This window comes from Paraburkholderia sp. DD10 (genome assembly GCF_049177125.1).
GTDB classification, from domain to species: Bacteria; Pseudomonadota; Gammaproteobacteria; order Burkholderiales; family Burkholderiaceae; genus Paraburkholderia; species Paraburkholderia terricola.
This window is the reverse complement of record NZ_CP185392.1, coordinates 1,039,249-1,059,958: the sequence shown is the minus strand read 5'-3', so window position 1 is coordinate 1,059,958 and position 20,710 is coordinate 1,039,249. Positions and strand designations below refer to the sequence as shown.

The following is a 20,710-nucleotide window of genomic DNA, read 5'->3' as shown; positions in this document are numbered from 1 at the left end:
AACGCGTGCGCACAGTAACGCGCCAAAATTGCACGCGGATGAAGAAACGGCCCTCGACGCCGTGACGATGGCGAGTCGATAGCCGACATCCGATTCGCCGCGGCGGTTCGTGCCCCCGTTGGCACGGCCATTCTCGCCCGGCGTCGTTTCTCGAATTCGTATTCCGCTTGCGGCGCGGGCGACATTGCTTATTCCGCCCGGCGCTCACTTCCAACCGACAGGTAGCATGCCGCGTGCCGCGGCGGCTTCCGGCTCCCCAGGCGCCGGCGCACGTCGCCGCGAACCCGCGCTTTAACCGGCTTTCTTCGGACCTATGCCCTGCACCAGCAGGGCCACCGCATGCCGCGCGATTTCCTCGCCGCCGACGTTGCACCGCATGGGATCCTCGCGCCACAGCTTCGAGGTGGCCAACGGCAGGATCGTCAGACCAAGCAACGTGACGAAGACCAGCGACGGCTCCAGCGCCGCGTTCAGGCGCCCCTCCTTTTGCCAGCGCGCGATGCATTCGAGCGACGCCTTCTGTTGCACGTTGCCGAACCGTTCATGCATGCGCTGGCGCAGCAAGCCGCCGTCGCTGATGACCTCGCGCACCCATAGCGACGGAAACCACGGATTCTCGCTCGCCACTTGCACCAACCGCTGGGTGAGCGTGGTGATCGCCGCCACCGGATCGTCGGCATGCTCCTGAAACGGCACGCCGAGCCCGGCGCGCAGCGGCGCGAAGCGCTCGTCGATCAGCACGTCGAGTAGCTGATCTCGCGTCTTGAAGTAGTAATGCATCATTGCCGGCGTGAAGCCCGCCTCGCGAGCGATCTCGCCAAGCGTGGTATCGACGATGCCCTGCCGCGCGAAGAGCGCGAGCGCCGCCTCCAGCAAACGGCCGCGCTGCTCCGGTCCGCGCGCGGCGCCCGAGGGCCGGCCGGGGCGCCGTGCGGGCGCTCCGGCCGCCACGCTTGCGGGGTTGACGTCTCCGCCAGCGCCTCCACCACCGGCTTCACCAGCGGCTTCACCAGCGGCTTCAAGCCGCCCCTGCTTCGCGGGCTTGCGCGGTTTCGCAGTCGCCGCATTACGTGGCGCGACTTTCACCTTGTGCTCATCGGACGGAATTCTTGCCATTGCATTCAATTTGACCGGGGCGGCGATGTCGCATATATTAATCGCCACATTAATTAATTTCAATAGCGTGTCGCCATGGATCAATCGACAACGACTCAACCTATCGAACTGGCGGACACCGGGGCGCAGCCAGCCGCGGCCGCCGATCAACCACCGATCCGCCTGCTGTTCCCTGCGCTGCTGCTCGTCATGCTGCTCGCCGCGCTCGATCAGACGATCGTCTCCACCGCGTTGCCGACGATCGTCGGCGAACTCGGCGGGCTCAACAATCTGTCGTGGGTGGTGACCGCCTACCTGCTAAGCTCGACCATCGTCGTGCCGCTGTACGGCAAGTTCGGCGACCTGTTCGGCCGCAAGATCGTGCTGCAAACAGCGATCGTGGTGTTCCTCGTCGGCTCCGCGCTGTGCGGCGTCGCGCAGGACATGACCCAGTTGATCGTGCTGCGCGCGCTGCAAGGGCTCGGCGGCGGCGGCCTGCTGGTCGTGACGATGGCCGCGATCGCGGACGTGATTCCGCCGGCCGAGCGCGGCCGCTATCAGGGCGTGTTCGGCGGCGTGTTCGGCCTCGCCACCGTGGTCGGGCCGCTGCTCGGCGGTTTTCTCGTCGAGCATCTCACATGGCGCTGGATCTTCTACATCAACCTGCCGCTCGGCATCGTCTCGCTGCTCGTGATCGGCGCGGTGTTCAAGCCGCACGCGCGTCATGTGAAGCACACCATCGACTATATGGGCGCCGCCTTTCTCGCCGGCGCGCTCACCTGCATCATCCTGTTCACGAGCCAGGGCGGCACGATCCTGCCGTGGTCGTCGCCGCAACTGTGGTTCACGCTGGGCATGGGGCTGGTGGCGACCTGGGGCTTCATCCACGAAGAGCGCAGCGCGGTCGAGCCGATCATGCCGCTCGAGCTTTTCAAACAGCGCACGTTTTTGCTGAGCAGCCTGATCGGCTTCATCATCGGCGTGTCGATGTTCGGGGCGGTCACGTTCCTGCCGCTCTATTTGCAAGTGGTCAAGGGTTCGACGCCCACGCAAGCCGGCATCCAGATGCTGCCGATGATGGGCGGCCTGTTCGTGATGTCGATGGTGACCGGCCGCGTGATCAGCAAGATCGGCAGATACCGCATGTTCCCGATCGCCGGCACGTTGCTCGTGGCCGTCGCCATGCTGCTGCTCGCACGCCTGCAGATCGGCACGCCGATCCATGTGATGTATATCGACATGGGCATTCTCGGCTGCGGCCTCGGCATGGTGATGCAGGTGCTGATCCTCGCCGTGCAGAACAGCGTCGAATTCAGGCATGTGGGCGTCGCCACGTCGGGCGCCACGCTGTTCCGTTCGATAGGCGGGTCGATCGGCGTGGCCGCGTTCGGCGCGGTGTTCTCGAACGGCCTTGCGTCGCGCCTCGAAAAACTGCTTCCGCCCGACACCGAATTGCCGCACGCGCTCGGGCCCACCGCCATTCACGCGTTGCCTCAAGCGTTGCGCGACGATTACCTGCATGCGTTCGCCGGCGCGCTGCACACGGTGTACCTCGCGGCGGCTTGCGTGGTGCTGGTTGCCTTTGCGCTCGCGTGGCTTTTAAAGGATCATCCGCTGCGCAAGCAGTGAGCGAAGCACTCGCGTCCGTTCGTCCTCCGACATGCGAGATGCTTCGCCATACTATGAATGTGCGCTAACGCACATAAGGTAGGTAGCAACTTCGATTGACGTTCGCAACGAAACGCCACATATTGCAGGCGGCGGCATCGCAAGCGTGCGCTTGCGCCCCGACACTCCCCGGCGCATGTGGATCGTGATTTCCGCGGACATCGCTCCTGCCTCAGCACGGTCCGGGGCATGCCGTATGGCATTGTTTTCCACAGGTGGGGCCACAGCATGTCCACCCAGTCAGCACCCGGACATAGTTTTCCAATGCCCTGCAATCGGTGTGGCGGCGCCCTGTACCGCCAGGTCGACTATTGCCCGTATTGCGGCGCGGCGCATCCGCTCGATACCAGCCCACCTAAGCGCACCGTCATTCCCGGCAGCCGCGCCAGCGCCACGAGCGGAGCGGCGCGCAACAGCGGCTTCGATCCCCTCGCACCTGGAGAAGTACAACTTGCGGCGGGTGCCGCGCGCGTCGGCGCGGCCGCGTCTGCCGAGGTCGCGCTGCATGCGCCGATAGCGGTGTCGCCGGATACGTCGATCCCTTCTCTCGCCGGCGCGCTTGATTCGCATGGCCGCGCCGCGCACCGGATTCGCAGGCTGCTATGGGCGATCGCGGCGATTGTCGGAATCGGCCTCGCCTATGTCGGCTATGCGCTATTCGGCGACAGCCATGAAGCGCGCAACGGCAACAACGCGCAGATCGCCGAAACCGATCAGGATGCGAGGACAACGACCACCACGACCGGAACAATCGCGCGCTATGCACCCGCTCAGTCGACGAATCAGGCGGCCGCTGTCGAGCCGGCCAAGGCTGACGATGCGATGAAGGCAACGCCGGCGACTCCCGCGACGCCGCTCGCGCCTGAAGCGGTGATGCAACCCGCCGCGCCGCGTTTTAGCGATGCCGGTCAAGCCATGCGTTCCGCGCGCCTCGCGTTCGACGCCAACGATCTGTCCGCGGCGCAAGCCGCGCTCGGCGCCGCGCAAACGCTGCGACCGGAGAATACGGACGCACGGAACCTGGCGGCCGAACTGAAGCCGCTCACCGCGCGCCGCGACATCGCGTTGCAAGCGGCGCAACTCTGCGCCGCGCAACAGTCGTGGACCTGCGCGCGCCAGCACGCCAACGAGGCGCTCACTATCGATACAGGCAGCGAAACCGCCAAAACCATTTTGCAGCGCGTGATTCGCGAGACCGGCTGGAAGCCGCTCAGTCCAGCGCAAGCCGCATCGCCATCGCCATCACCATCGCGGCAAGCCCGGTTGCCAACGCGTTTACCAAAAGGCGGCGCGCACTTGCGCGAGAAGCGCTTCTAACCTGAACCATAGGCGGAGGAGACCATGCTGAAGAGACTTCTGACGGGGTGGCTGGGGCTGGTGCTGCTGGCCGTGTCTTCGTTCGTTTTCGCGGAGCCCGCGCACTACAAGATCGTGACCGGTCCCGAACGAGGCACGTACATACAGATCGGTCAGGATCTGTCCAAATGGGTCGCGCAACCGGCGGGCATCGACCTGGAGGCGGTGGCCTCGAAGGGCTCGGCCGAGAACGTGCAGCGCATGCGCTTCGAACCCGGCGTGAAGCTGGCGCTGGTGCAATCCGACGTCTACCAGGCCTACATCGACATGGCCAACGCGGGCAACGCCGACGCCGGCACGGCGATCCGGCCGCTGCGGCTCATCATGCCGCTTTACGACGAGGAAATTAACGTCGTGGTGCGTGCGGACTCGCCGTTCAATACCTTCGCGGACATCAGGAACAAGCGCATCAGCGTCGGCCTGATCGGCAGCGGCACCGCTCAATCGGCCACGACGCTCTATCACCTGATGTTCGGCACGGCGATTCCCGAACAGAACGTCGAGCACCTGAGCAACGAGGACGCGCTGGCCGCGTTGATCGTGAAGAAAGTGGACGTGGCGATCATCGTGGTCGGGCAGCCGGCGAAACTGTTCAACGACATGAATCCGGAACTGCTGCAACAGATCCGCCTGCTGAAAGTCGATCCCGCCGCGCCCGAAACGGCGCGCGCCAAACAGACGTACTTCCCCGCGACGATCCGTGCGAGCAGCTATCCGAACTGGCTGAAGGAAGACGTGCCCACGCTGACCGTGAAAGCCTTTCTCGTCACCTACGATTACGGTCTGCGCGACACGGTCGGCAACCTGAATCACTTCGCCGACTCGCTGTGCGCGAACTTCGACACGCTGCAGGAACACGGCCACCCGAAGTGGAAGCAGGTGAAGCTCGAATTGCCGGGCCTCGTGCGTGGATGGAAGTACTACCCGCCGGTCGAGAAGCATCTTCGCGCGTGTCTCGCGAAGCGGAACGCCGCGCTCAGCGCGACGGCGGCGACGACGACGGCAAGGGCAACCGCGGCCCGGCCTGCGCAAAAACCCCTCGCCGCCTGCACGGATCAGGAACGGCTGCTTCTGCTGTGCAAATGAAGCGGCGCGCGGGACGCGTTTGCTCAGGCGCGCGCCCGCTGCTTCGAAACAGCGGACGCTTCCATCGCCCGCTGCAGCGTCTCGTACACTTTCGGGCGATTGCACTGCGAGACGTTAAAGCGCAGAAAACCGGCCGCCGATTGCGATGCGCTGAACACATTGCCCGGCGCGAACACCACACCGCCGGCTAGCGCGTGACGCGCGATGTCGGCGGCGTCGAGCGGGTCCGGCAAACGCGCCCACACGAACATGCCGGCGCGTGGCCGCGTCCATATTTCCAGGCCCGCATAGCCGAGCCGCCTGACCGTCTCGCCCATCGCGTCGGCGAGCTTCGCGCGCATCGACTCCAGATGCCGCCGGTAAGCGCCGTCCACCAGCAAACGATGCACGACGCTCGCCGCGAGCTGGCCGTTGCCGAACGAGGTGGCGAGCTTGAGATCGATCAGCGGCTCGATCCATTCGGCGCGCGCGGCGATGTAGCCGCAACGCACGGCCGCCGACAGCGTCTTCGAAAAACTGCCGATCGACACCACGCGCGCGAGCCCGTCGAACGCGGCAAGACGCGGCGCGGCTTCCTCTTCGAAGTCCGCGAAAATGTCGTCCTCGACGATCAGCAGATCATGTTCGCCCGCGAGCTTCAGCAGCCGGTGCGCGACGGCCGGCGCGAGCGTCGCGCCGGTCGGATTGTGGATGGCCGAATTGGTCACATACAGGCGCGGACGGTGCTCGGTCAGCGCGCGTTCGAACGCCGCCAGATCGGGCCCGGACGGCGTATAGGGCACCCCGACGATGCGGGCGCGGTGCGCGCGCAGCAGCGCCTGAAAGTTGAAGTAGCACGGGTCGTCGATCAGCACCGTATCGCCGGGCTCGAGCAGAAAGCGGCACACGAGATCGAGCGCGTGCGTGCCGCCGTCGGTCAGCACGATCTGCTCGGGCGGCGCATCCACGCCGTGCCGCGCGAGCCGCCATGCGAGCTGTTGACGCAGCGCGGGCAGACCATACGGGCTCGCATAATCGGCGAGCGGCGACTGCGGGTCGCGCGCCACCGCCCGCAGCGCGCGACGCACGCCGTCTTCGGGCAGCCATGAGGCGGGCATCCAGCCGCAACCCGGCTTGAGAACTTTTGACCCCGCTTCCAGCGACTGCCGGGTCAGCCACAACGGATCGACCTCGCGATCGAGGCTCGGCCCGAGATCGGCAAGCGCGAGCGGCGGCGCATGGCCCGACACGAAGAAGCCGGACCCGCGGCGCGCCACGATCACGCCCTCCGCGACCAGCCGGTCGTAGGCTTCCACCACCGTCGACTTGGATACGCCGAGCGTTTCCGTCATCACCCGGATCGACGGCACGCGCGCGCCCGGCATGAGCGAACGGCTCGCAATGCGCTCGCGCAAGCTGTCCATCACCGTGCCGACACGCGTGCCCGACGCCCCCTGCATACCTCGACTTTCCGCCATCTGTACTGCTCCATGTTCGGTACAGTTTGTACGAATTGTACTGATCCGTAGCTTACCGTTTACGGCCGGAAAGCGGATGCTACGAATTCCGTTTTCACGTGCATGGACTTCATGGCAATGGACAAGACAACGAACGGCTGGATCAGCGGCATGATTGGCGTGTTGATCTTCAGCGGTTCGCTGCCCGCCACGCGCCTCGCGGTGCAAGGGCTCGATCCGGTGTTTCTGACGGTGGCGCGCGCGACGATCGCCGGCACGCTGGGCCTGTTGCTGCTGCTCGTGTTTCGCGAAGCCCGCCCGGCCCGGCGTGACCTGATTCCGCTGGTAGTCGTCGCGCTCGGCGTCGTGGTCGGCTTTCCGCTGTTGACGGCTCTCGCGCTGCGTCATGTGAACGCCGCGCATGCGGTGGTGTTCGTCGGGCTGCTGCCGCTCGCCACCGCGATCTTCGGCGTGCTGCGCGGCGGCGAGCGTCCGCAGCCGGCGTTCTGGCTGTTCTCGGCGCTGGGCAGCGGCGCGGTGGTTGCATTCGCCTTGCGTCACGGCCTCGATGCTTCGCCCGTCGGCGACGCGTTGATGCTGGCGGCGATCATCGTCTGCGGCCTGGGCTACGCCGAAGGCGCGCGTCTGTCGCGCCACCTCGGCGGCTGGCAGGTGATTTCGTGGGCTCTCGTTCTGTCGCTTCCGGTGATGGCGCCGCTCGCGTGGTGGGCGCGGCCCGCCTCGTTCGACGGCGTCAGTCATGCGGCGCTGTGGGGACTCGCGTACGTGTCGCTCTTCAGCATGCTGATCGGCTTCGTGTTCTGGTATCGCGGACTCGCGCTCGGCGGCATCGCGGGCGTCGGGCAACTGCAGTTGCTGCAGCCGTTCTTCGGCTTGCTGCTCGCGGGGTTGGTTTTGCACGAACAGGTGCCGCCCGCGATGATCCTGGTCACGGTCGTGGTGGTGGCATGCGTGGCGGGCGCGCGGCGTTTCTCGCGAGCCGCGCCGGTGCGTCCGGCGGTCTGAGACAGTGAACGTCAACGCCAAGCCGGTGTGACCATACCGGGCATGTCGATTTTTGACTCCCTTCAAATTCGCGCGCGGGACGGGCATAGTCAAAGCTATCCTCGGACCCACCGGCCACCACAGGACCCGTATGAGCACCACCCACCTCGCGCCCTCGCCGTCCTCTTCCGAAGCAGCAAGCGCCACGCAGCTCCGCGACGCCACCGAAGCCGATCTGCCCACGATTCAGGCCATCTACGCGCATCACGTGCTGACCGGCGTCGCGTCGTTCGAGGAAACGCCGCCCTCCGTGGACGACTTGCGCACGCGGCTCGCGTCGGTGCGCAGCCACGGCTTGCCGTACATGGTCGCCGAGATCGACGGCGAGGTCGCCGGCTATTGCTACGCCACGCCGTACCGGCCGCGCGCCGCCTATCGCAACACCATCGAGGATTCGATTTACGTGAGCGACGCTTATCGTGGGCGCGGCCTGGGGCGTGTGCTGCTGCAAGCGCTGATCGAGCGCTGCGAACAGGGACCGTGGCGCCAGATGGTGGCCGTGATCGCGGACGGCGGCAGCGGCGGTTCGCTGTCGCTGCATACGCAACTGGGTTTTGAATTGACCGGCACGTTGAAGGCGGTCGGCTTCAAACATGGCCGATGGCTCGACACGACGTTGATGCAACGCACGCTGGGCGTGGGCGACTCGATCCCGCCGGACGACGTGGCGCGGTAACGCGGCGGCTGGACCGCTACGATGCCGCTGCGCTGCCGACGCCCGCCGACGTGCCCACACTGGCCGACGCCATCTGGCGCGTGCGGCCGCTGGCGATGGTGCTGATCGAAAGCGAAATGACCGGCGCGCTGGAAGAAGCCTCCGGTGATTATCTCGGCGACCGCGTCGCCGCAATCATGGCGAAAAAGCTCGGCCATCCGCTGGAAGGCGCGGCGACGGAGCGCGCCAGCGCGAAAAAGAACAAGCGCAAGAAGTAGCGCACGCGGCGCGCATCATATTCAAATCTCCATTGCTTCGTTTGACGGGCGCAACGTCCATGCGACGATCGCCCAACGAACCAATCGAACGCAATGGAGAATCACCGGATGCACCGTCACACCCGTTTGTCTCTTCCCCTCGCCGCCGCGTTGCTCGCGGCGTTCACGACCTTGAGCGCCGCCGCGCAAACCAACGGCAGCAGCGGCGGCGAGCCGGCCAAGGTGCTGCGCATCGGTTATCAGAAATCGGGCTTGCTCGCGGTGCTCAAGGCGCAAGGCTCGCTCGACGAGAAGCTCAAGCCGCTCGGCTATAGCATCAAGTGGTTCGAATTCCCCGCGGGACCGCAATTGCTCGAAGCGCTGAACGCCGACAGCATCGACTTCGGCTATACCGGCGCCCCGCCGCCGGTCTTCGCGCAAGCCGGCGGCGTGCGCTTCGTGTACGTGGGCGCGGAGCCGGCCGGGCGTCATTCAGAAGCCATTCTGGTCAAGAACGATTCGGCGCTGCGCGGCGTGAGCGATCTGAAAGGCAAGCGCGTCGCGCTGCAAAAAGGCTCGAGCGCAAACTATCTGCTGCTCGAAGCGCTGAAAAAAGCGGGCCTGCGTTACGAGGACATTCGGCCGGTTTATCTGCCGCCCGCCGATGCGCGCGCCGCCTTCGAAAGCGGCGACGTCGATGCGTGGGTGATCTGGGACCCTTACTATGCCTCCGCACAACAAGCGCTGAAGGCGCGCACGCTGGCCGACTATTCCGACCTCGACGGTCCATACAACTTCTACGAAGCGACGCGCGACTTCGCGCGGCAGCATCCCGATGTAGTCGGTGCGATTCTCGGTCAGTTGCGCAGCGCAGGATTGTGGGTCAACGCGCATCCGGTGGAAACCGCGGCACTGATCGCGCCGAAGGTCGGCCTCGATCAGAAGCTGGTCGAAACCTGGGTGCGCCGCTACCCCTACGGCACCACGCCCGTTACCGACGAGATCGCGCGCGCCCAGCAAGTGGTCGCCGACGCGTTTTACGGCGCGCATCTGATTCCGCAAAAAATCACCGTGAAGGACAACGTCTGGCAAAACCGCGAAGTCGCCGCGGCGTTGGTCGCCAAGTGATTCTTCCGCGCGGCCGCCGGCCGTGTTTCACACGGCTAAATCCGCGCGCACGCATGTGGCCGCTGTGGTTGCGCCTGACCGAACGCGTGAGCGCGGTGCGCGATCCGGCGCGGATGCGCAATGCGATCAACGGTCTGAACCTCTACCGCGCCAATTTCATCGACAGGCTGCGGCACCGGCGCAAGCGGCGGGCGTACTCGCCGGTGCAATTCATCGTGCTGTTGCGCGACCGTCAGGTTGGGCCCCCGCGCTCGCTTGGACTGGAAGGCTGGCTCGGCGCGTATCACCGCATCGAAATCGACGCCGGCCATTGGGTCGTGCCGCGCGAACCCGAGCGTATCGCGGCCTGCATCGAACGCTTTGCCGCGCGGCGCGAAGCGAGTCGTGACGGTGGCGGCGACGCGTCGTTCAACGCGCACGCGGCAGGCGTGTGAACAAGGTCGGATAGTCGATCACGAGCCCGTCTTCGTCCACCGACAGGTTCGCGGTGAAATTGCGGAAGATGCCTTCGTAGCGATACTCGCGATTCAACTCGATACATGAATACGCCTGCTCGACGCGCGTGACCTGCAAATCCGGCGTCGAGATATACGCCACTGAAATCGGCTGACGCTCGCCCTCGGCCAGTTGCAAACGGCGGATCGGCAGTGTGTTCGTGAACGGCGTGGCGGCGATGTCGATATCGACGCAGCCCTCGATTGCGCTCAGCACGAGGCCGTGACCGTCGCGCCAATTGCCGGCGCCGTCGCCATGCAATTCGAGTTCGCCGCCGCCGACGATCTTGAGCCACGCATACCGGGTGCGCCACTGCGCGTCGCAGCGCACCACGTAGTGCAGGCCATACGCCTTGCCGTAGCGCTGCCCGACCACGGCGCTTTCCACCGCGAATCCGTCCTCGCGCGTTTCGAACGCCAGATGTTCGATGCCGTCGCCCTCTTCCGATGCCCAGCGTAATTCACGCATTACCCTGTCTCCTCGTGAAGCGGCGCAGCGTGTGCGCGCCGGGCTCTTATCGTAGCGCGAAAGCTTGTGGTCCACCGGTATCGCTCTTCATATGCGAGTGCCGGCGGGCCTGTTAGGATTCACCGAACGCACTGGCCGATTGCGGCATGGCATGTGCCCTTGGCGGCGTGATCGTTGCGCTCGGGTCCGAAGCGGCTGAAGGTGCGGCAACCGCCAACGCCGCCAATCTTTGCCGGTACGCGAATTAGCGTCATGCGCCTCGACCACGACTCGGTTTGCGCGGTCAGCGCTCATCAAGCCATCCCTGGAGACGAACATGTCGTTCACTCACACGCCCACCGGACGCGTCGCCGAAACGGGGCCGCTGTCCGACGCGGAACAGCAGACCCGCGTCGACCTCGCGGCCGCTTATCGCCTCGCGGCGCTCAACGGCTGGGACGATCTTATCTACACGCATATCTCGGCGAGCGTCCCCGGCGAACCCGGCCACTTTCTGATCAATCCGTTCGGCCTCGCGTTCGACGAAGTGCGCGCATCCAATCTCGTGAAGATCGACATCGAAGGCAAGCTTGTCGGTGAAAGCGCGCACGCGGTCAACGCAACCGGTTTCGCGCTGCACGCGGCCGTGCACGCCGCGCGCGCCGACGCTTTCTGCGTGATGCATTTGCACAATACGGCGGGTGTCGCGGTTTCGATTCAGCCGGCGGGTCTGCTGCCCGCGTCGCAACACGCTTTACGCTTTCACGGCTGCCTCGCCTATCACGACTACGAGGGTCTCGCGTTCACGCGGGCCGAGGGCCAACGTCTCGTCGCGCATCTCGCCGACAAGCCGGCCATGCTGTTGCGCAATCACGGCACACTCACGGTCGGCCGCACCGTCGCCGAGGCCTATGTGCTGATGGCGACGCTGATCAAGGCCTGCGAAATCCAGTTGCAGGCGCAAGCGTGCGGCGCGGAACTGGTGGTGCCGGGCGATGCGATTGCCGCACGCACGGCCGAACAACTGTACGACGGCGGCGCGATCGAGGGCGCGCTCGAATGGCCCGCCTTGCTGCGCAAGCTCGACCGGATCGATCGCGGCTATCGCGATTGAAGCCGCTCTGCACGCCGACCTTCGGCTCAATCCATTAATCAAACGGAGTCACGCAATGCCCACGTTTCATATCGAACTCTTCGAAGGCCGATCGCTGGAGCAGAAACGCCAGTTCGTCGAAGCCATCACCAAGGCGACCTGCGAATCGCTCGGCGTCGAACCGAATTCGGTCGACATCATTCTCACCGACGTCAAACGTGAAAACTGGGCAACGGGTGGGCGCTTGTGGTCCGACGCGGACGCCTGAACGTTCGAGTACATCGCGGCGCGGGGCGCGGTTCTCACGTTATCGACAGATAACGGCGCTGAGCGCTGGAGAATTTGCCACTGCAAACGGCTGCCGATGCGAAGTCCCGCGATCTGCCGGTGGTGACGTTTGTATGACTGAATGCGCTGGCCGGACCGCCACGCGCATTACCGCAAAGCGCGCGTCGCCGAAGATGCTGCGCGCGTTGCGCGCGCAGCCGGAGGAGGGTCAGCGACGCGTATTTAAACGCGTCGCTGTGGCGGCATAACAACACACCACCGCCATACGAGCCCGATCAGAAGCGGTGAATGATGCCCACGCCGGCAGCAAACTGGCTGCGCGACGACGAAGGCGCACTGTTCTGGCCGTCGCCGATACTGGCCGTCGCGTTGATGATGCTCGTGCCGTTGTTTCCAATCGTCTGGCCGCTCGCACGCTGATAGGCTTCCAGCGCATACAGGCCGGTACGCTTGGACAGGCTGTAGTACTGCGAGAGGTTGAACTGCTGATAACGAGCCGCGCTCGAAATGCCGTTCGACTCGGTTGCGCGCGTGTAGCTATAGCCAGCGGCCAGGTCGAGTGCCGTCAGCGGCTTGAAGTGCACCACGGCGCCGGCCGTGTTGAACGTCGCCTGATGACGGAACGCCGAGCCCACGCCCGGAATGTATTGCACGTTCGAGTACGAGAACGACACGTCCCACTGCGAGTTGAACGCGTAGCCGCCCGTCACGGCAACGCGCTGCTGCGCCTGCGCGGTCCGATAGCCGTTGTTGATCGCCGACACGCCCGTTTGCGCGCCGTTGTTCGACGTGGCGGAGTCCGCGCCCCACGCGCCGCCGCCAGGCGTCGAGTTGTTGATGCGCTGGAAGCCGGCTGCGATACCGAACGGACCGTTCAGGTACTGCAATGCCGCGCTCCAGGTCGAACCCGCGTTCAGGCTGCCCGGCACGCCGCCGAACGAATACGAACCGCTTGCCGTGAAGCCGTAGAACTTCGGCGACGTGTACACCAGCGAGTTATTCGTGCGATACACCGTATCGAGCGAATCGATGTCGCCCGGATGCGCTCCGTAGGCGCCGGTCAGCCACGTGGTCGGGCTATACGGCGAGAGCAGCGTGTAATAGGCCGTGTACTGGCGGCCGGCCGTCAGCGTACCGTAGGTGGTATTGGTCACGCCGACCCAAGCCTGGCGGTTGAATGCCAGGCCCGAGACGCCCTGCGCGCCGGTTGCGCTGTTAAAGCCCTGTTCCAACTGGAAAATGGCCTTCGTGCCGCCACCCAGGTCCTCACCCCCCTTCAGGCCGAAGCGGCTGCCCGCCCACACCCCGTTGACCATCTTCACGACCGAGCGGCCGCCCGAGGTCGAACCGAGCGACGTCTGGCTGCTCTGATAGCCGATCCCCGCGTCAACGATCCCGTACAGCGTCACGCTGCTCTGAGCGTGCGCGCCGAGGGCGACCAACCCAAGGGCCGAGGTTGCTAGTACCTTTTTCATTTCTGCTCCTCTTAAAAAATTATTCTGTATGTCCGGCGTCGCCTGTGCGGCGCGCCGGCTTCGCAATCGACAATTCGGGAATTCAGCTCAAAACACCGGATGCCCATTGATCACACTCGGCAACCAGGTCGAGAACATCGGTACGTACGTGACGATGTTGATCGCGGAGAAGATAGCCAGGTAATAAGGCCACGCCACCTTGGTAGTTTCCCCGATCGACACATTGCCAATCGCGCAGCCGATGAATTGCACCGACCCGATCGGCGGGTGCACGAGGCCCAACGCGCAGTTCAGCAGGATCATGATGCCGAACTGCACCGGGCCGACGCCGCTGTGCATCGCCATCGGCAGGAACAGCGGCGTGGTGATCAGGATGTGCGCCGCCATGTCGACGAACGTGCCGAGGAAAATCTGAATCAGGTTGATGTACAGCAGCATCAACCAGGGGATGCTCGTCGCGCCGTTGAGCATGTGTTCAATCGCGTCGGGAATCTCCAGATAAGCCATCTGGAAACGCAGCATGTTCGACACGCCGATCAGCAGCAGCACCACGCCGGTCGTCTTGGCGGCCTTGGCGAGCGCGAACGAGAGCTTCTTCAGCGTCATGGTGCGATACACGACGATGGTCAGCACCAGCGAATAGGCCACCGCGATCGCCGCCGCTTCGGTCGCCGTCGCAATGCCCTTGGCCACGCAGACCAGAATGATCGCGATCACCATCAGGCCCGGCAATGCGCCGAGGAACGTGCGGCATACCGCGAACCAGCCGGGAAAGCGCTGCACGCCGGTCGAGCCGTCGGGACGGCGCGGATAGCCGTGCTTGACCGCTTGCCAGTAGGCGGCGATCAGCACGAAACCCATCACCCACAGAACCGGCAGCAGACCGGAGAACAGCAGGTCGCCGATCGAGACGCCGCTCATCTGATGCCCGTTCAGCGTCCCCGTGATGCCCTGCGCCGCGAACGCGTAGATGATCATGTTCGTCGAGGTCGGCATCAACGCGCCCGCCAGCGACGAATGGGTCGTGACGTTGACCGCGTACGCCGCGCTGTAGCCTTCGCGCTTCATCAACGGAATGACCACGCCGCCCATCGCGGACGTATCCGCCGTGGGCGAACCGGACACGCCGCCGAACAGCGTGCACGCGACCACGTTGGCCATGCCGAGCCCGCCGCGGAAATGCCCCACCGTGGCCTGCGCGAAACGCAGGATGCGGTCGGCGATGCCGCCGTGCAGCATCAGTTCGCCGGAGAAAATGAAGAACGGCACCGCGAGGAATGAAAACGCGTTCATTCCCGACACCATCGACTGCATCGCGGTGGCCGCGGGCAAGCCCTCATACAGATAGGTCAGGACGCACGAGAGCCCCAACGCGAACGAAACAGGCACCCCGAGAACGAGGAAGACGAGAAAACTAATGGAGAGAAGGGCAAGTTCCATGATTGTTCTATTTGTTTTTTCTGGCGAAAAGCGCCAGCAGATGCTCGAACGAGAACAGCGCGATGCAGACGCTGGCGATGACCGGAATGACGTAGCGCAGCGCTTCGGGCAGGCCCAGAATCGGAATCCGGTCTTCCATCGTGGTCTCCGCCATCTGCAGGCTGCCGAAGAAAATGGCCACGGCCAACGCGATCAGGCACAGATGCTGGAACGCCTCCGCAACGACCTGGCCTTTGGGCGACAGGCTCTTCACGAGCGAGTCGAGTCCGATATGGCCGCTCTCGCGGACCTTGAGCGCGGCGCCAAACATCGCGATCACGATCACCAGCAAGAGCGCGATCGGTTCGACGAAATCGGGCGCGTCGCTGAATACGTAGCGCATCACGACGCCGTAGATCACGAGCAGGCTCAGCACGGCGAGACTCACCGACGCCACGATCACCAGCACGCGGAATAGAAAATCATTTGGTCGCTTCATGAATTTCATTGACCCCATCCTTGCATACGACGCATCCGTCTTTAATATCCAGTCATCCCGCTGGACGTCGCCGGTTCAGCGGATCGCACGAAGAAAAGCCCTTGTTTATCGGGCTTTTCTCCGCTACGGCGTATCCGCTATACGAGCCTTATTTGATTGCCTGGATCTCGTCGACCAGTTGCTTCATTTGCGGGGTTTTTTCGTACTTCGCCCACACCGGCTGCATCACCTTGACGAAAGCCGCGCGATCGATCTGCGACGATGCGACGATCGACGCCCCGTTCTTGGTGACGGCCTTGCTTGCGTCGTTTTCACGCGCGGTCCACAGCTTCTGGTAATACGGCACCGAGTCGGCGGCCGCCTTCTTGATGATCTCCTGCTGCTGCGGCGTGAGCGTGTCCCAGATCTTCTTGGAGAACACCAGCACTTCCGGCGTCATCGAATGCTGGGTTTCCGAGTACACCGGCGCGACCTCGAAGTGCTTGGTCTCCTCGTACGACGGCAGGTTGTTTTCCGCGGCATCCACGAGACCCGTCTTCAAGCCCGTATAGACTTCGGCGAACGGCATCGGCGTCGGCGTGCCGCCCATCGCCCTGATTTCGTCGACCATCAGATCGGAAGGCTGAACGCGCACCTTGAGACCCTTCATGTCGGAAGGCGAATGGATCGGCTTTTTCGTGTAGATGGAACGCGCGCCGCTCTCGTAGAACGTCAGCGCGATCATGCCCTTCGCCTTGAAGGCGTCGAGAATCTTCTGGCCTTCGGGGCCGTACATCACCTTGCGGAAGTGGTCGATGTCGCGGAACAGGAACGGCAGCGACGGAATCATCGATTCGGGAACGATCTCGTTGAACGCGGCGCCGTTGGCGCGAGTCATGTCGAGCGCGCCGATGCGCACCTGGTCGATCGTGTCGTTCTCGGAGCCCAGCGCGCTGTTGCCGAAGACCTTCACGGAATCCTTGCCGCCGGTCGCCTTGCTGATCTGCTCACCCATGTACTTCACGGCCATGTTGGTCGGATAGGTGTCGCCATGCACGTCCGACACACGGAACACGCGCGCCTGCGCCGACACGGTGCTAAATGCCAGCACGGAGGCCGCGACAAGCAGCGAAAGGCGGCAAATGCGAGAAGAGGCAGACTTCTTGTTCATCGTGACATTCCTTGAAAATAGATCATCCAATCGCGGAGGGCCGCTCGTTGAGGCCGCTCCCGGATGTGACATGGTTTTGATGCGTCTCCCGGCTCACGCGCTCGGCCCTGGCGGGTATGACGCGCGTTTCGCCGTGCTGGCCCGCGCAACGTCCCCGGCACGGATACCCAACACTCCTGTCAGACAACTCGACTTCTTTTACTTCTACTGCGTCGGCATGCAGCTCATTCGCGAAGGCTCGCGCACGAGATAGATACGTTGCCCGCCCTGTCCGTCTCGAAATTCGAAGAAAGGAATCTGTTTGGGCTTATACGTTGTACGACGACGCACGAAGTCTATAAAACGAGTTTTGACTTGTACAGACGGTAGTTACCCGCACAGCGAACGCGCTCGGCATGAATGACCGATAAGGCACTCAAGGCGTGCCTGTACGCTTGGCAGGGAGAAATGGATAGCGAATACAGCGCATGAGATGCGCTATGTTTTTCGTAGCGAAGCCGAGAGATACGATCGGGGCTTTACGCCACGATGTTGTACGACGAGTGATGAATATGGGTGAAGGTGTTGCGCCAGGGCGACTCCCGACGCAACACCGATGCAAGCGCCGCTTACAGGTCGCCAGCGTATTCAGGCTCCGGCAACCCCGCCACTCCGGGACGCACGGCGAAGAGGTGTCCGTCATGTTCGCTCGCGCCCGTTGCGGGACGAATCGACGTGACGAACAACGTATCGAGTTCGCGCCCACCGAACGCGCACATGGCCGGCTTGGTGGCGGGCACGGCGATCCGCCGGTCGAGCCTGCCTTGCGGCGTGAAGCGCAACAGCAGACCCGCATCGTTCGCGCAGATCCAGTAGCAGCCGTCGGCATCCACCGCGGCGCCGTCGGGACGGCCCGCGTGGTCGTTCAGATCGGCGAAGACGCGCCGGTTGCGCGGCTCGCCTGACTCGACGTCGTAGTCGAACGCCCAGATCTGCCTGCGCAGAGGATGCGAATCGGAGAGGTACATCGTCGCGCCATCCGGCGACCAGGCGAGGCCATTTTGCGTGATCAGCCCGTCGACGACCGGCCCGGACAACACGCCGCGCTCATCGAACCGATACAGCGCGCCGGCGGGATTGGCGGCCGCCATGTCCTGCACCATCGTGCCGGACCAGAAGCGCCCTTGACGATCGCAACGGCCGTCGTTGAAACGCATGTCATCGAACGGAAATGCGGGCGCGGCCAGCTTGCGTGCCGTCGCCTTCAGCGGTTCGCCGCCCGGTGTATCGCTCGCCGCTGCTTCAGTGAGCGCGACCGCGAAAAGGCCCGTCTCGCAGCCGGCCAGCACTGTGCCGCGACGATCGAACGCAATGCAGGCCACCTTCTCCGGCAGCAACCATTCGGAACGCTCCGCCGAGTCGAGCCGCAGCCGCACGATCTTCCGCGCCGGAATATCCACCCAGTAAAGCGCCTGCTCCCCCGCGCGCCACACCGGGCTCTCGCCGACCAGCGCGGGCGCCTGCCCTGCTCCCTCGACTCGTTCCACGCGCGGGTTCGCCGTCGCGCTCACCGCTTCGGCTCCATCGGACCGGCAAGCACGAACGCGCCGCCCTGAAAACGCTGGGTCGGATCGTCGAAATCAGCAGTGGGAGCCGTGACCGGAAACAGGTGCTCGAACTCGACCGAACTGTCTTGCGGACGAAAACCGAGAAACGCCGCTTTCGTGTTGTCCACCCACTTGGTGCGGTTATCCGACACGCCGTAGACGATCGCATGTCCCACCCGGTTGGTGAACAGCGAGCAACGCACCAGCTCGATGAAGTCGCGATAGCTCAGATACGTCACGAGCATGCGCGGATTCTTCGGCTGCTCGAACGACGAGCCGATCCGCAGACACACCGTCTCGAGACCGAAGCGGTCGAAGTAGTAGCGCGACAGCGATTCGCCGAAGCACTTGGTCACGCCATACAGACTGTCGGGGCGCAACGGCGCGTCGATATCGACCACCGAGGTCACCGGATGAAAACCCACCGCGTGATTCGAGCTCGCATACACGATGCGCTTCACGCCCTGCTTCTGCGCGGCCGAATACAGGTTGTACAGCCCGCGGATGTTCGCCTCGAGCAGAGCTTCGAACGGCGCCTCGACGGAAATGCCGCCGAGATGGATCACCGCGTCCACCCCTTCGAGCAGTGCATGAACGGCGGCTTCATTCGCGAGGTCGACGGTCGATGCTTCCTCGTGCGCCGCCACGTCGCCGAGCGGCGCGATATCGGTCACGCGCACGATATCGGCCCATGCCGCGAGCGCGCCGCGCAACTGCGTGCCCAGATTGCCGGCGGCGCCGGTCAGCAGAAGGCGGCGGAAAGGTTTTCGCGCCGCGGCGCGGTCAGGATTCGAATCGGTCATGTCTCTAGTCGATGTCTTCGTTGTTTCTTAACGGCTGTCAGGTCAGGTCACCGGCGCCGGGTTGAACAGCGTCAGCGCATTGTGGAGCTTGAGCTTCTCCGCGCAAGTCTCCTTGCGCCCGCTGGCGATGTCGAGCATCAGGCGGAACAGTTCCCAGCCCACTTCGTCGATGGTCGCGGCGCCGGTTGCGATGGTGCCCGCGTTGACGTCCATCAGATCATGCCAGCGGCGCGCGAGATCCGAGCGCGTGGCGACCTTGATGACGGGCACTTCCGCGAGACTGTACGGCGTGCCGCGGCCGGTGGTGAACACATGCAGGTTGATGCCGGCGGCGACCTGCAACGTGCCGCAGATGAAATCGCTCGCCGGCGTGGCCGCGTAAATGAGGCCCTTCTGGCGGACCTTTTCGCCGGGCGACAACACGCCGGAGATCGCCGAATTGCCCGACTTGATGATCGACCCCATCGCCTTTTCGACGATGTTCGACAAGCCGCCCTTCTTGTTGCCCGGCGTGGTGTTCGCGCTGCGGTCCGCGCCGCCGCGCTTCAGATAATCGTCGTACCACTGCATTTCGCGGATGATCGCCGCCGCCACCTCCGCGTTGGCCGCACGCGCCGTCAGTTGATCGACGCCGTCGCGCACCTCGGTGACTTCGGAGAACATCACGGTTGCACCGGCGCGCACCAGCAGGTCGGTTGCGAAGCCCACGGCGGGATTGGCGGTCAGCCCCGAGAACGCGTCGCTGCCGCCGCATTGCACGCCGACCACCAGGTCGGACGCGGGACAGGTCTCGCGGCGGCGATTGTTCAGCCGCTTCAGATGACCTTCGGCCATCTTCATGATCGACTCGATCATCGACTGGAAACCGACGTGCGCCTCGTCCTGTAGCACGACCACGTCGCCGTTCAGATCGGCTGCGACGTCGCCGATGTCCGCGACCTCGGCCACATTGGCGGCCGCGGCAATCGGAATCGTGCCCGGCGGCATCAGGCGTTCAGGCTGCAGCTTTTCGCAACCGAGGCTGACCATCATCACCTCGCCGCCGAAATTCGGATTCAGGCTGATGTTGCGCACGGTGCGAATCGGCACCATCGCGTCGGGCGCGTCGATCGCGACGCCGCAACCGTAGGTGTGGCCGAGGCTCACCACGTCGTCGACATTGGGATACTTCGGCAGCAATTCGGCCTTGATGCGCGTGACCGCATGCTCAACCACGTCGGCCACGCACTGCACCGTGGTCGTGATCGCCAGAATATTGCGCGTGCCGACCGAGCCGTCGGCATTGCGGTAGCCCTCGAACGTGAAGCCTTCGAGCGGCGGCATCTCCGGCGCCTTGATCGTGGCGATCGGCAGATCCTCGAGCCCCGGCGGGTTCGGCATGCGGATCACGTGTTCGTTGATCCAACTGCCCTTGGGCAAGGCCTTGAGCGCATAGCCGATCACCACGTTATAGCGGATGACCTCGTCGCCTTCGGCCAGATCGGCCAGCGCGACCTTGTGCCCTTGCGGCACGCGCTCGCGCAATACGAGACCATCGGGGAAAACTGCGCCTTCACCCTGCCCGCCGTCGTTGACGACGATCGCGACGTTGTCGTTGGGGTGAACGCGAATATAGAGCGGGGGTTGTTCCATTGCATCGATCCTTAATGGCGTTTCACGCCTGCTGCGCCAGATTCATACGTCATCCTACAACATGAAATGTCGCGCAG

General features: G+C 64.3%; 19 protein-coding genes and 1 pseudogene. 10 read left to right on the top strand and 10 right to left on the bottom strand.

All coding sequences use genetic code 11. From position 1 onward, the window contains the following. Nucleotides 1-291 precede the first annotated feature (291 nt). The gene (locus ACOCG7_RS04930) at nt 292-1,116 is read right to left on the bottom strand and encodes a TetR/AcrR family transcriptional regulator (protein ID WP_421377030.1); all 825 of its coding nucleotides are present in this window, start codon (nt 1,114-1,116) and stop codon (nt 292-294) included. A gap of 75 nt (nt 1,117-1,191) precedes the next feature. Here ACOCG7_RS04930 and ACOCG7_RS04925 point away from each other — a divergent pair, with 75 nt between their 5' ends. The 3 genes from ACOCG7_RS04925 (at nt 1,192) to ACOCG7_RS04915 (ending at nt 5,205) form a co-directional block, all read left to right on the top strand. Then, nucleotides 1,192-2,724, top strand: coding sequence for an MDR family MFS transporter (locus tag ACOCG7_RS04925; protein WP_347143441.1), 1,533 nt, complete (start codon nt 1,192-1,194; stop codon nt 2,722-2,724). 267 nt (nt 2,725-2,991) lie between these two features. After that, nucleotides 2,992-4,080 carry a hypothetical protein gene (locus tag ACOCG7_RS04920; RefSeq protein WP_421377028.1) on the top strand — a complete coding sequence of 363 codons (1,089 nt, stop codon included), beginning with the start codon at nt 2,992-2,994 and terminating at the stop codon, nt 4,078-4,080. Nucleotides 4,081-4,104: 24 nt separating this feature from the next. Further along, nucleotides 4,105-5,205, top strand: a complete 1,101-nt coding sequence (locus tag ACOCG7_RS04915; protein WP_083086254.1) for a TAXI family TRAP transporter solute-binding subunit — start codon at nt 4,105-4,107, stop codon at nt 5,203-5,205. A 23-nt stretch (nt 5,206-5,228) separates the two neighbouring features. Here the strand turns inward: ACOCG7_RS04915 and ACOCG7_RS04910 are convergent, their stop codons facing one another. Then, nucleotides 5,229-6,662, bottom strand: coding sequence for a PLP-dependent aminotransferase family protein (locus ACOCG7_RS04910; protein ID WP_083086256.1), 1,434 nt, complete (start codon nt 6,660-6,662; stop codon nt 5,229-5,231). A 117-nt stretch (nt 6,663-6,779) separates the two neighbouring features. On the opposite strand from ACOCG7_RS04910, the gene ACOCG7_RS04905 reads away from it, so the two are divergent. The 5 genes and pseudogenes from ACOCG7_RS04905 to ACOCG7_RS04885 all read left to right on the top strand — a co-directional run bounded on the left by ACOCG7_RS04905 (nt 6,780) and on the right by ACOCG7_RS04885 (nt 10,180). Then, on the top strand, nt 6,780-7,667 hold the full coding sequence (locus ACOCG7_RS04905) for a DMT family transporter (protein ID WP_083086303.1): 888 nt from the start codon (nt 6,780-6,782) through the stop codon (nt 7,665-7,667). A 130-nt stretch (nt 7,668-7,797) separates the two neighbouring features. Beyond that, nucleotides 7,798-8,382 carry a GNAT family N-acetyltransferase gene (locus ACOCG7_RS04900; RefSeq protein WP_244745994.1) on the top strand — a complete coding sequence of 195 codons (585 nt, stop codon included), beginning with the start codon at nt 7,798-7,800 and terminating at the stop codon, nt 8,380-8,382. Then, nucleotides 8,379-8,639: pseudogene (locus ACOCG7_RS04895) on the top strand (MerR family transcriptional regulator); the annotation flags it as partial. The gene ACOCG7_RS04900 and the pseudogene ACOCG7_RS04895, both read left to right, overlap by 4 nt. A gap of 108 nt (nt 8,640-8,747) precedes the next feature. Beyond that, nucleotides 8,748-9,746, top strand: coding sequence for a sulfonate ABC transporter substrate-binding protein (locus tag ACOCG7_RS04890; RefSeq protein WP_083086305.1), 999 nt, complete (start codon nt 8,748-8,750; stop codon nt 9,744-9,746). A gap of 53 nt (nt 9,747-9,799) precedes the next feature. Next, the gene (locus ACOCG7_RS04885) at nt 9,800-10,180 is read left to right on the top strand and encodes a hypothetical protein (RefSeq protein WP_347143442.1); all 381 of its coding nucleotides are present in this window, start codon (nt 9,800-9,802) and stop codon (nt 10,178-10,180) included. On the opposite strand, the gene ACOCG7_RS04880 is transcribed toward ACOCG7_RS04885, so the two are convergent. Further along, the gene (locus ACOCG7_RS04880; RefSeq protein ID WP_244745990.1) at nt 10,155-10,709 is read right to left on the bottom strand and encodes a putative glycolipid-binding domain-containing protein; all 555 of its coding nucleotides are present in this window, start codon (nt 10,707-10,709) and stop codon (nt 10,155-10,157) included. The genes ACOCG7_RS04885 and ACOCG7_RS04880 overlap by 26 nt on opposite strands. A gap of 316 nt (nt 10,710-11,025) precedes the next feature. Here ACOCG7_RS04880 and ACOCG7_RS04875 point away from each other — a divergent pair, with 316 nt between their 5' ends. Next, nucleotides 11,026-11,802 carry a class II aldolase/adducin family protein gene (locus ACOCG7_RS04875; RefSeq protein WP_083086262.1) on the top strand — a complete coding sequence of 259 codons (777 nt, stop codon included), beginning with the start codon at nt 11,026-11,028 and terminating at the stop codon, nt 11,800-11,802. After that, complete coding sequence (locus ACOCG7_RS04870; protein ID WP_083086264.1) at nt 11,684-12,049, top strand: 4-oxalocrotonate tautomerase; 366 nt, start codon at nt 11,684-11,686, stop codon at nt 12,047-12,049. Before ACOCG7_RS04875 ends, ACOCG7_RS04870 begins: the two co-directional genes overlap by 119 nt. A 295-nt stretch (nt 12,050-12,344) precedes the next feature. Here ACOCG7_RS04870 and ACOCG7_RS04865 read toward each other — a convergent pair whose 3' ends face one another. The 7 genes from ACOCG7_RS04865 to garD form a co-directional block, all read right to left on the bottom strand. Beyond that, a complete protein-coding gene (locus ACOCG7_RS04865) occupies nt 12,345-13,544 on the bottom strand; it encodes a porin (protein ID WP_073430899.1) in 1,200 nt (399 codons plus the stop codon). An 87-nt stretch (nt 13,545-13,631) separates the two neighbouring features. After that, nucleotides 13,632-14,984, bottom strand: coding sequence for a TRAP transporter large permease (locus ACOCG7_RS04860; RefSeq protein WP_073430898.1), 1,353 nt, complete (start codon nt 14,982-14,984; stop codon nt 13,632-13,634). Between the two features lie 7 nt (nt 14,985-14,991). After that, a complete protein-coding gene (locus ACOCG7_RS04855; protein WP_073430897.1) occupies nt 14,992-15,471 on the bottom strand; it encodes a TRAP transporter small permease in 480 nt (159 codons plus the stop codon). Between the two features lie 139 nt (nt 15,472-15,610). Continuing rightward, nucleotides 15,611-16,612, bottom strand: coding sequence for a TRAP transporter substrate-binding protein (locus ACOCG7_RS04850; RefSeq protein ID WP_073430896.1), 1,002 nt, complete (start codon nt 16,610-16,612; stop codon nt 15,611-15,613). 608 nt (nt 16,613-17,220) lie between these two features. Further along, on the bottom strand, nt 17,221-18,162 hold the full coding sequence (locus ACOCG7_RS04845; RefSeq protein ID WP_421377021.1) for an SMP-30/gluconolactonase/LRE family protein: 942 nt from the start codon (nt 18,160-18,162) through the stop codon (nt 17,221-17,223). Continuing rightward, nucleotides 18,159-19,001 (bottom strand): NAD(P)-dependent oxidoreductase, encoded by an 843-nt coding sequence (locus ACOCG7_RS04840; protein WP_310120145.1) that lies wholly within the window; start codon nt 18,999-19,001, stop codon nt 18,159-18,161. The genes ACOCG7_RS04845 and ACOCG7_RS04840 overlap by 4 nt, the downstream gene beginning before the upstream one ends. Before the next feature lie 42 nt (nt 19,002-19,043). After that, a complete protein-coding gene (garD, locus tag ACOCG7_RS04835; RefSeq protein ID WP_421377018.1) occupies nt 19,044-20,633 on the bottom strand; it encodes a galactarate dehydratase in 1,590 nt (529 codons plus the stop codon). Nucleotides 20,634-20,710 lie beyond the last annotated feature (77 nt).

Excerpts from the sequence above, each read along its gene's own strand:
- ACOCG7_RS04930 (WP_421377030.1), bottom strand. The coding sequence starts at position 1,116 with ATGGCAAGAATTCCGTCCGATGAGCACAAGGTGAAAGTCGCGCCACGT.
- ACOCG7_RS04925 (WP_347143441.1), top strand. The coding sequence starts at position 1,192 with ATGGATCAATCGACAACGACTCAACCTATCGAACTGGCGGACACCGGG.
- ACOCG7_RS04920 (WP_421377028.1), top strand. The coding sequence starts at position 2,992 with ATGTCCACCCAGTCAGCACCCGGACATAGTTTTCCAATGCCCTGCAAT.
- ACOCG7_RS04915 (WP_083086254.1), top strand. The coding sequence starts at position 4,105 with ATGCTGAAGAGACTTCTGACGGGGTGGCTGGGGCTGGTGCTGCTGGCC.
- ACOCG7_RS04910 (WP_083086256.1), bottom strand. The coding sequence starts at position 6,662 with ATGGCGGAAAGTCGAGGTATGCAGGGGGCGTCGGGCACGCGTGTCGGC.
- ACOCG7_RS04905 (WP_083086303.1), top strand. The coding sequence starts at position 6,780 with ATGGACAAGACAACGAACGGCTGGATCAGCGGCATGATTGGCGTGTTG.
- ACOCG7_RS04900 (WP_244745994.1), top strand. The coding sequence starts at position 7,798 with ATGAGCACCACCCACCTCGCGCCCTCGCCGTCCTCTTCCGAAGCAGCA.
- ACOCG7_RS04890 (WP_083086305.1), top strand. The coding sequence starts at position 8,748 with ATGCACCGTCACACCCGTTTGTCTCTTCCCCTCGCCGCCGCGTTGCTC.
- ACOCG7_RS04885 (WP_347143442.1), top strand. The coding sequence starts at position 9,800 with ATGTGGCCGCTGTGGTTGCGCCTGACCGAACGCGTGAGCGCGGTGCGC.
- ACOCG7_RS04880 (WP_244745990.1), bottom strand. The coding sequence starts at position 10,709 with ATGCGTGAATTACGCTGGGCATCGGAAGAGGGCGACGGCATCGAACAT.
- ACOCG7_RS04875 (WP_083086262.1), top strand. The coding sequence starts at position 11,026 with ATGTCGTTCACTCACACGCCCACCGGACGCGTCGCCGAAACGGGGCCG.
- ACOCG7_RS04870 (WP_083086264.1), top strand. The coding sequence starts at position 11,684 with ATGCGATTGCCGCACGCACGGCCGAACAACTGTACGACGGCGGCGCGA.
- ACOCG7_RS04865 (WP_073430899.1), bottom strand. The coding sequence starts at position 13,544 with ATGAAAAAGGTACTAGCAACCTCGGCCCTTGGGTTGGTCGCCCTCGGC.
- ACOCG7_RS04860 (WP_073430898.1), bottom strand. The coding sequence starts at position 14,984 with ATGGAACTTGCCCTTCTCTCCATTAGTTTTCTCGTCTTCCTCGTTCTC.
- ACOCG7_RS04855 (WP_073430897.1), bottom strand. The coding sequence starts at position 15,471 with ATGAAATTCATGAAGCGACCAAATGATTTTCTATTCCGCGTGCTGGTG.
- ACOCG7_RS04850 (WP_073430896.1), bottom strand. The coding sequence starts at position 16,612 with ATGAACAAGAAGTCTGCCTCTTCTCGCATTTGCCGCCTTTCGCTGCTT.
- ACOCG7_RS04840 (WP_310120145.1), bottom strand. The coding sequence starts at position 19,001 with ATGACCGATTCGAATCCTGACCGCGCCGCGGCGCGAAAACCTTTCCGC.
- garD (WP_421377018.1), bottom strand. The coding sequence starts at position 20,633 with ATGGAACAACCCCCGCTCTATATTCGCGTTCACCCCAACGACAACGTC.